Genomic DNA, 9,059 nt, shown 5'->3' on the forward strand with positions numbered 1-9,059 from the left:
GCAACATCCAGCACACCGTGCGCTACACGGCGACCAACCCGGCGCGGTTCGAGCGGCTCTGGCGGTGAAATCGATTTCAGATGGTTGTTGAAAGAGACAAGAGATATAGGACCCTAGCCGGCATATATGCCGGCTAGGGTAACGCTAATTTGGCGCTCTGTAAAGGCAAGCTGCCGCGATTTTCATAGTGTTTGCTATTGACTTGATCTGTTTAACATGCAATGCTGACGGGCATATATGCCCGTCAGCACAACATATAAATGCCCTCTCGCCTCCAGATCGCTAAACCAGACATCGTGAAGGCCTTCTCTCAAGGCCCTGCTGTCCTGCGCCCTAGCGATATCGTGAAGATCTTCAATGAGGAGCGCGCCTCCTGGCGCCTCGCACAGAGAACCACCTTGCACGAGTTTGTGGATTTCCTGGTGGGGAAGACCGGGCTGAGGCGAATCACCCTTGCCTTCCCCCAGCAGAGCGTCTCTGGCTACACGTGGGGCGAGGTGCCCCTTCTGGAGGCGTTACTCGGGCTGGTGAAGGACAGCTACTACAGCCACTACACGGCTGTCCGTATCCATGGGTTGACGGAGCAGCTCCCGAAAACCGTTTATCTCAGCCATGAGAAACGTCGTGGCGAAACGCCTCACAAGGAAGCGCCGACGCTTTACCCGCAGGAGAAGATCGACGAGGCCTTCCAGAGGCCACCGCGCATGTCCAGCAACCAGGTCGAGCTCGAGGAGGAAGGGATTCGCGTCATGCTCCTGGAGACAACCTACCAGGAAGGGCTCGGGATCTCGGCCGGAGAGGTGAACTTCGGCGGCGACCGCCCCCTACGGCTGCGCTACACCAGTCTCGAGCGCACGATGATCGACATCGCCGTCCGCCCTTTCTATGCAGGGGGCGTTTTCGAGGTAGCCAAGGCCTTCGAAAACGCCAAGGGGCAGCTCTCGGTCAATGCGATGAGAGCGATGCTCAAGAAGCTGCGGTTCGGCTACCCGTACCACCAGGCGATCGGCTTCTACCTGGAGCGCGCGGGGTACCGCTCGTCCCACGTCGATCTGTTCATGCGCGATCCGATGGAGCGCGACTTCTACCTCACCCACGCCATGGGACGGACGGCCTACAACAGCCGTTGGCGATTACACGTTCCAGAGGGGTTCTAGGCCCCGACATGCGTCGACTACGAAATCGAAGTAGTCGTCGAACGGCTTGACCTCCACCCCGGGTTTCATGGTCGCCCTGACCGCTTCGTAGCCCTGGGAATGGAAGTCCCGCGTCTGTCCGATTTTCCCCAGTAGTTCCAACGGAACCCGCTTCGCGGCGAACATCTGCTCGACCATGACCCTCACTCTTTCTGTGGCGAGGTCGATACTGAACATCCTCACGAGGACCTCGATGTCGAGAAAGTCACGTGCGCGCTGGTTGCCGAGGCCGTTGCGCTGGATGATCTCCGCGTACTCGGGCATCTGCTGGCAGATCGCGCGAAGCTTCTCGCTCACGATCATATCCGGGGGGTACGCGTAGATGACGTAGCCGTCGAGTTCGTACTCTTCCTTGTCGGCGATGTACTCATGGCGGCTGATGTCGATCGTGAACCTGGTCCCTTCGCCCAGACGGATGGCCTCTCGTCGCATGATCGACGGATCGTGTTCGACTTCGTCGGCGCGCTTCTGGGCGATCAGCTTGAACTCGACCAGGTAGCCGCCCCAGAACGACGCCAGATCCTCCGGCATTTTGCCGGGCTTCTGAGTCATCTTCACGTCGAAAGCGTGGTACTTATGCTGCGCGAAAGTATCCTGGATCACCCGATCAACCTTGGACTGGACGGACTCGTAGTCGAAGTCGCTTTCCATGGAGAAGTCGAGATCCACCGATGCGCGCGAGTTGGCTTGGTGGATGATGTCCATGGCGTTGCCGCCCTTGAGCACGAGCAGGTCCATCAGCTCGTCATCGGAGAACATGGCGACGATCGCCGTTCGCTTGATGAGATCTAGTTCTTCTTCTGTTGCGATGTCTGCTGGTGCGCGATTCTTCTTCATCGGTATTTTTGGCGGGCAGCGCCGTCGATTGAACTGACCACCATTTTATGCAATATCGCTGAAACTTATCGCACGGAAGCGAGCAGTGCGCCCCGGTTAAAGAAGCGATCAGCATCGCACGACTCGCCCGCACTCTGGGCTCACCGGTTCGAATGCGCATGGATGTCTACTACGATCATGTTTATTATAATCTCAGCAGTGAAAACGTGCCGGTGATTGCCGACGTTGCTGAAATAAGCTTTCAGGCGCAGGCTGGGGGGTGTTCATGGAGAGTCGGGGCTTTTTAGGTAAAGCTAGCGAGCTGATTGTATCTAATGAGGGCGGAATTAAATATGAGAACCGACTTCCTCTCTGGCTCCGCATTTTCTTATTTCCTTGGGCTTTTCTCTGTATTCCTTTCATTCTTTTATATTTGGATAGTGCGAGATCAGTTGACTGGGCAGACCCACCGGTTTTCGGGGTTATTTTTTCGACCTTCTGGTTATTAATCTTTCCTCTCTGCTTCTCGGGACTAATTCTCTGGTTCGTGCTGTTTGGTGCTTCAGTTGACCTGAGGCTGGATTCCAGGTCTCGCGAGGCAACACTTCAACGGAAATCGCTGTTTCGAAATAATATTACTCGATATCCCCTTGCCGCCCTGCAGATATTCAAGGTCGAGTTAGAGGCTGATTATCCAACTTACGATGCAGCTATTGTCACGTTGAGAATGCCTGATGGTGTTAAGGTAGAGATCGGGTGCTTCTTTCGTGATGAAGAGGCGAAATATTGGGTGAAGCAGATCCGCAAGTGCATCGACGCTGCATCATAAGGTTTATTTTGGAAGGCATGAGAATTGTGAGCAGAATCTCTGCGAGGGCTTTTAGGTGCGCTGCTGTCTTCCCATTGAGCACCTTTTTCGTCGTGAGGCGTTTTTTTGAAATAGATACAGGGATCAGTAGGTCGCTAAAATTCATGACAATGGCATATCTACTGCTGGGGATAAGTCAACCATTCTGGCGTGCTGCATTTACGGGGACGTCTCAGAAAACGGAAAATAAAGTACGTTAAGCCATTGGCATGGCCACCGCTCTCGCAAACGATCATTTTCAAGAAGCCACCGTGAGAATGCGGGCCGCGCCAGTGCTGGCCTTGTCCGTCCCGTTCTCGAAAACCGCTCTCGAATCGAGCCGCCGAGACTGCCGAGTTTCGAGAACAGCCGAAACGCCGCTTCCAGCGGCAGACGCCACACGCAAAGCCGCGCCGTTGCTGGATCGAGCATTCCTTAGCGTGCTTTAAATTCCGTTTTCTGAATCGACCCCTAAAACGGCCCCTACGGGCCGCTGTGGCGCTTCCTGATCGCTTTTGAAGTGGAAAGGGGGTCAAGGGTCGCAGGGGCGGCTGGCGCGGCCCGCAGCGAAGCGAGGACACGGGCCGTCCCGGAGAGGGCCGCAGGCCCGGCCCTTGACGCCCTTGGAACGACCCCACGCTCCCCGAGTGGAGCAGGGGTTTAGGCCGCAGGCCGTCCCCCTGCTCCCGAGGATCAAACGCGACCGTTTGGCCCCCGGCAGGGCCGCCGGAGGCATACAGCGGTGGATAGGCGACTGCTGCCGGAGTCATGCACCAGGTCGTCGGCCTGCTTCCCTGAAAAACCGCTTTTGCGGTCCTTGGGTGCCAACTGCTGTTTGTCCAGGCTGAGGCGGTGGGGCTGCGTGCGCGGCTTGTCCGCGCTTGGTGAACGGCTGGCCGCTTGCGGCCACATTTTCAGCCGGAGGGGGAGCCGCCCGAAGGGTGGGGGAACCCCGCAGGGGTGCCCCGGCCTTTAGGCCGCTTGCAGCGGTGGGTTTTCCACAAGCGGCCGGGGGGTAGAAGGCGTTAAAGATTTTATAAAGTTAAAAAACCGCGCGCGCGCGTTACGGGATCGAAAATTGGCGAAAACTCTTTTTATTCCAATGGTTTACAAAATCACGGTTTGGGTGAAACACCGTGCCGCGTTTGGGTGAAACACCGTGCCTATCCACAGGCAAATTTGGGTGAAACACCGTGTCCATCCACAGGCCAGCCCGGTTTTTGGGTAAAACACCGATAGTCTTGGCAACTCTGGCTGAAACACCGATGTTCTTGGGTAAAACACCGTGTCACCCTTGCTTGTCGATTCGCTTAGTGATGCCGCGCAACAACCGTTGCGGATCGCGGACATAGAACGTGACTCGCACCTCTGCCACGCGGCCAGCTTGCGAAACACTAAGCCGGTACTCCGGCAGGATGTCGGTTTTTGCAATCTCCTTGATGGCCTCGTGGAATTCGTAGATGGAACCCCGGCTGCCCGATTTCTCGTGGAGCAACGGCAACCCGATTACCCACTGCGTTTGATGGCCGCAGTGCTTCCGGGCAATCTCATACAACCGCCGCGCAAGCGGCTTGCGAAGCCGGAAATAGTCAGGGTGGATCGTAAGCACCTCGAATGCCTGCACGGCGTTATAGAGCCACCGGGACAGCGTAATTTCCACGGCAATCATGCGCTCGTCTGTCCTCGACTTCTCGATGATCCGCCATGCGTCGATGATGCCGAATCCCTCTTTGACGCGCTCGCCGCCTGTTTTGATGTCAGTGGTTATCCGGGTGCCTGCCAATCGCTCGAATGCCTCTTGCAAGCGTCGGTAGTCATCCCCACCAACACCGCGATTGGTCGTCACAAGGAAGTCATAGACGGTGAAGCGGACTGTCCGATTTTGCGCATCGTCACGCCCACGATTCAGCGCCTCTGTGAGTTGAGACACAACATAAATCAGCACGTCTTTGTCGTGCTGGGTAGCACGGCCTAGCACCGATGGAGCGACCTTGATCGACTTGTTGCCGTCCTTGCTCGTCCATTGCCAGATACTCAAGTCGGGCTTGGTTGAGAGGGTGAAGATTGGCGCTTCCATGCTCGCGCCGTCGTCCTTGAGCGCGTAGTCGAACAGATCAGCAAGGAAAAAGTCGCGGTTAGGATGTCGAACCCGGATCAATCCGGCCTTATCGCTTGCTGCTGACGGTACAGGCTGGGAAACATCCCCGCCCTGCTTCTGCTGGTCTTGTAGCAGTGCCTTTAGCTGCTTCGCCTCGGCCTCGATCTCGGCTTCAACTTCTGCCCGTTTGGCCTGTAGCCGCTGGGAGTGCTCCTGTAGCTCTAAGGCTTCTGGATGGCTTCTGCCTCCATAGGCTGCCAGTCGGGCAAGCCCTCGATTTGCCGCCACGATCTGCTCGGACAGTTCCCGGTGCCACTCCCGCAGATGACGCAGGAGCTTGTCAGCGCTCTCTATCGGGTCTGGCTCCTGTAGCTCGTCATGACCGAATAGGTCTAGCTCCCTGAGCTTGTCCGGGTCGAATTTTCCGGGTTCCGTTGCCATACTCAATTACTCAATTACTTTTTTCATCAATTGAGCTAACAAGATCGCGCAGAATATCCGCGATGCTGCGCCCGGTCTTGGCTGCGTGAATCTTCAGCTTCGTGTGCTCGGCCCGGTCAAGGTCGAAATTCACCCGGACGGTGGCGGCCTTGTCGGCAAGGTCGGACAGGGTAGGGCCAGCCTTCGCTGCGCTCGGGCGGCCTGCTTTCATGCCAAGTTTTCCGCTACTCATTTTCACCTACTCCTTAATTACTCAAATGGTGCCATTGAGGAAGCGGCGGACTTCCTCAGCCAGCGCCCGGACTTCCTCGGCGGCTTCGCTCGTCGGCTCTTGGTCAATGGCTGTGGTGCCGCTCGCTGCGCTGCTGGGGTAGATGACGCGCTGCGTGATGCGCGTTTGCAGGATCGGCAGGCCGTACCCGGTTAGCGCATCGGTGACTTCCGCACCAATCTTGGTGCCCTTGATCGCCCGGCTGACCACGAAAGCCGCTTTCAGCTTGCCGTCGGTAAGCTCGATGCGCTGCTTGACCAAATCCACGAGGTCAGAGGTTGCCCAAATGTCGTAGGGCGACGGCTGCACCGGGATCAGCACGCAATCGGCGGCCTTCATTGCCGACACGGCCAGATCGTGAGCCTGCGGCGCTCCGTCGATCACAACAAAGTCTTTCCGGGCCACGCTCTTTAGATCGCGCTCGATGGTGGGCCGGTCGATGCCAACCACGGGCACGGGTTGATCCTCGCGGACGGCGGCCCAATCGCGGGCGCTGCCCTGCGGGTCGGAATCAACCAGCAACACGTCTGCGCCGTCGAGTTGCAGGGCGCGGGCAAGGTGGGTGGCGATGGTGGTTTTACCCGCCCCGCCCTTCTGGTTCAGTACAGCGATGACTTGCATATGCACTCCTTGAGCTATTGAGCGTTTGAGGAAAAAAGGAATTACTCAAGTGCAGTATAGCATATTGAGGATTTGAGTAAATGCACCTTTTGAGGATTTGAAGCCATGAAAAACCCCGCACGCGGCGGGGTTCGGTGGCAGGGCAGGGGAGGGCCTACGGGTTCGTCGGCGCGGCAGGAATGGCCGTCAGCGACAGCACACGGCGGCGGAAGTCGTCGTACTCGTCGCCAGCCCTAAGCGACAGGGCGGCCAGCGAATAAAAGCGGTCGGTCGATGGCGATTCGCTGCGGGCCTTCACCATGTCCAGCCGCCCGACATTGACCACAGTCCAGCACTCGGTAAAGCCGCGCTGCCGCGCCTTCTGGTGGCTCTTTTCCGCCTCGCCGATGCGGTTGTGGATGTTGGATACATCCGTGCCGCTCTTGACCTCGATAGCAACCACGTTGCGGTAATGCTGGTGCTCCATTTCCTCTCGGATGATGATGTCCGGGTCTGGCGCGAACTCGATCAGGAACGGGCGGCCCGTGGCGCTGTTCACCTCGATGGCGCTTTCGCGCACCTCGGCGGCGGCATGGGCGACGATCTCCCGGATGATCTCGAACACCTGCACGATGCCATCGGTGCCGCGCTGGTTGTTGGCCCCGCCGCGTAGCTGCGGGCCTACGGTCAGCAGGGTCAAGTCATCCAGCAATTCCCGGCTGACGCGCAGCGGGCCGACACCGGCCAGCAGCGCCGATGCAGTGGCGCAGAACGCCACGCATAGGTCGGGCAGGTCAGCGGCTGCCGCCTTGCTGGTCTTGCCCTTTTCCTCCATCGACTTGAAGTAACCGACACCGAAGCCCTTGTCGCGTCCGTAAAACTCCTTCTGGCTGTAGCCCATCAGCAGCCGGTAATAGCCCAGCAGGTAGGGGTTCGCCTCCAGCACGGCAGGCACGGCGAACAGCAGTTCAGCCCGCAAGCCGTACTGCGCAAGGGTCGCCAAGTCTGCCGGGGGGACGTACTCGGCAAGCTGCTTGTCTAGCTCGGCAATGTCCATGTCCCGCACGGTTTCCAGCAGGGCGCTTTGCAGATAGACAGCCCGGAACCGCTTGAGGGCGAACGCGAAGTCGATTTGCAGCTTTGGCGGCGGAAAATTGATCTTGTTGGGGGTGGTCATGCGGCGGCGATCCTTATCACGTTGCTGTCCTGCCCTTGCAGGCGATCAGCCGCCAAGGCCACATATTCGGGGTTCAGTTCGATGCCCACGTATTGCCGGTTTTCGTCCTGGCACACGAGGCCCACGGTTCCCGATCCGAAGAACGGATCGAGGACGTAATCGCCCGGCTCGGTCGATGCTTGGATGCAAGGCCGGATCAGGTCGGGCGGGAAGGTAGCGAAGTGGGCACCGGCAAAAGGCTTGGTGTTCACATGCCAGACTGAGCGGCGATTGCGCAGCCCGCCGCCGTCCGCAGGCTCCCGGACAGCCTGCCAGTCGTAGTAATACTTTTCCGACTTGGTGAGCATGAACAGGAACTCATGCGAGCGGGCCGGGCGATCCTTGACGCTCTCGGGCATCGCGTTTGGCTTGTTCCACACAATGTCACTGCGCAGATACCAGCCATCATCCTGCAAGGCGAACGCCAGCCGCCACGGAATGCCGATCAAGTCCTTTGGCTTCAAGCCCTCGGGCGTGTCGGGGCGAACGTCCATCGCCCGGGCCGGGTTCTTCTTGTCCGGGGCGCGATAACCGCGATTGCCGCTCGTGTAGCCGTCGCCGATGTTCAGCCAAAGGGTGCCGTCATCCGTCAGCACGCGCCGCACCTCGGCGAAGATGGCCACCAGTCGGTGCAGGAACTGGGGCATGGTGCCCTCAAGCCCGATTTGTTCTTCGATGCCGTAATCGCGCAGCCCCCAGTAGGGCGGCGACGTGACCACACAGCGCACAGACCCGGACGGCAGACGGCGCAGCACGGTCAGGGCGTCCCCCTCAAAAAGCGTCGAGCCGCGCAAGGTAAGCGGCTCGGGGCGCTGGATTCGCTCAACGCCAGACGGCGCGGCGGTTTTTGCTTTTGGCATGTTGTTATGTCCTCTCAATCGTGGCGCGGCTGCACCACGCCGCAATGCTTGTAAATCGTTGTCCGTGACACGCCGTAATCTCGGGCGAGTTCGGCCACGCAGGTGTTCGGGTCGCGCAGTAGCGCCTTGATGTGGCGTATCTGCTTGGCGTCCAGTTTCGGCTTGCGGCCACCGGATCGGCCACGGGCGCGGGCCGCTTCCAAGCCCGCCCGGGTTCGTTCGCGGATCAAGCCGCGCTCAAACTCGGCCAGCGCCGCGAAAACATGGAATTGCAGCTTGCCCGCCGCGCTCCCTGTCTCGATCTTTTCGGTCAGGCTCTCGAACTGCACGCCGCGCTGCTCAAGGTCGGCCACGATCTGCACCAGATCGGGCAGGCTGCGCCCGAGTCGATCCAGCCGCCACACCACGAGGGTATCCCCGGCCCGGAGCGCCTTCCGGCACTGCTCAAGCTCCGGTCGTGCCGCGCTCTTGCCGCTGGCCGCTTCCTCGTAGATGGTCGAGCACCCGGCCTGCCGGAGTGCGTCCCGTTGCAGGTCAAGGTTCTGATCGTCGGTCGAGACGCGGGCATAGCCGATGCGTTGATTCATGGACAGTTCCGCCACATTGAAAGCTGAACGAATAAATGAACACTTTACCGCATCTGAATAACCCGGGACAGGTGTCGTTTTCAGAAGGCGACTGCACGAAATATCAGGAGTCGGCTGCACTGCCAGA

9 protein-coding genes are annotated in these 9,059 nt (G+C 58.9%); 2 read left to right on the forward strand and 7 right to left on the reverse strand.

What is annotated here, in order from left to right; genetic code table 11:
- The first annotated feature begins 344 nt into the window (after positions 1 to 344).
- Positions 345 to 1,157: a type IV toxin-antitoxin system AbiEi family antitoxin domain-containing protein gene (locus tag ACUH78_RS18235; RefSeq protein ID WP_445334219.1), complete on the forward strand. Its 813-nt coding sequence runs from the start codon at positions 345 to 347 to the stop codon at positions 1,155 to 1,157.
- Here the strand turns inward: ACUH78_RS18235 and ACUH78_RS18240 are convergent.
- Positions 1,134 to 2,033 (reverse strand): nucleotidyl transferase AbiEii/AbiGii toxin family protein, encoded by a 900-nt coding sequence (locus ACUH78_RS18240; RefSeq protein WP_445334220.1) that lies wholly within the window; start codon positions 2,031 to 2,033, stop codon positions 1,134 to 1,136. The two genes, ACUH78_RS18235 and ACUH78_RS18240, sit on opposite strands and share 24 nt — an antisense overlap.
- A 265-nt stretch (positions 2,034 to 2,298) precedes the next feature.
- Here ACUH78_RS18240 and ACUH78_RS18245 point away from each other — a divergent pair, with 265 nt between their 5' ends.
- Positions 2,299 to 2,841, forward strand: coding sequence for a hypothetical protein (locus ACUH78_RS18245; RefSeq protein WP_445334221.1), 543 nt, complete (start codon positions 2,299 to 2,301; stop codon positions 2,839 to 2,841).
- A 1,306-nt stretch (positions 2,842 to 4,147) separates the two neighbouring features.
- On the opposite strand, the gene ACUH78_RS18250 is transcribed toward ACUH78_RS18245, so the two are convergent.
- The 6 genes from ACUH78_RS18250 to ACUH78_RS18275 all read right to left on the reverse strand — a co-directional run bounded on the left by ACUH78_RS18250 (position 4,148) and on the right by ACUH78_RS18275 (position 8,932).
- Positions 4,148 to 5,398, reverse strand: coding sequence for a replication initiator protein A (locus ACUH78_RS18250; RefSeq protein WP_445334222.1), 1,251 nt, complete (start codon positions 5,396 to 5,398; stop codon positions 4,148 to 4,150).
- Positions 5,399 to 5,408: 10 nt separating this feature from the next.
- On the reverse strand, positions 5,409 to 5,630 hold the full coding sequence (locus ACUH78_RS18255) for a plasmid partition protein ParG (RefSeq protein ID WP_445334223.1): 222 nt from the start codon (positions 5,628 to 5,630) through the stop codon (positions 5,409 to 5,411).
- Between the two features lie 21 nt (positions 5,631 to 5,651).
- Positions 5,652 to 6,290: a ParA family partition ATPase gene (gene parA, locus ACUH78_RS18260; RefSeq protein WP_445334224.1), complete on the reverse strand. Its 639-nt coding sequence runs from the start codon at positions 6,288 to 6,290 to the stop codon at positions 5,652 to 5,654.
- A 154-nt stretch (positions 6,291 to 6,444) separates the two neighbouring features.
- Positions 6,445 to 7,446, reverse strand: a complete 1,002-nt coding sequence (locus ACUH78_RS18265) for an XcyI family restriction endonuclease (RefSeq protein WP_102776352.1) — start codon at positions 7,444 to 7,446, stop codon at positions 6,445 to 6,447.
- Positions 7,443 to 8,345, reverse strand: coding sequence for a DNA-methyltransferase (locus tag ACUH78_RS18270; protein ID WP_011178354.1), 903 nt, complete (start codon positions 8,343 to 8,345; stop codon positions 7,443 to 7,445). The genes ACUH78_RS18265 and ACUH78_RS18270 overlap by 4 nt, the downstream gene beginning before the upstream one ends.
- A 14-nt stretch (positions 8,346 to 8,359) precedes the next feature.
- Complete coding sequence (locus tag ACUH78_RS18275; protein ID WP_034033197.1) at positions 8,360 to 8,932, reverse strand: recombinase family protein; 573 nt, start codon at positions 8,930 to 8,932, stop codon at positions 8,360 to 8,362.
- Between the last annotated feature and the right edge of the window lie 127 nt (positions 8,933 to 9,059).

It is taken from the genome of Thauera sp. ZXT1-4, assembly GCF_052598215.2.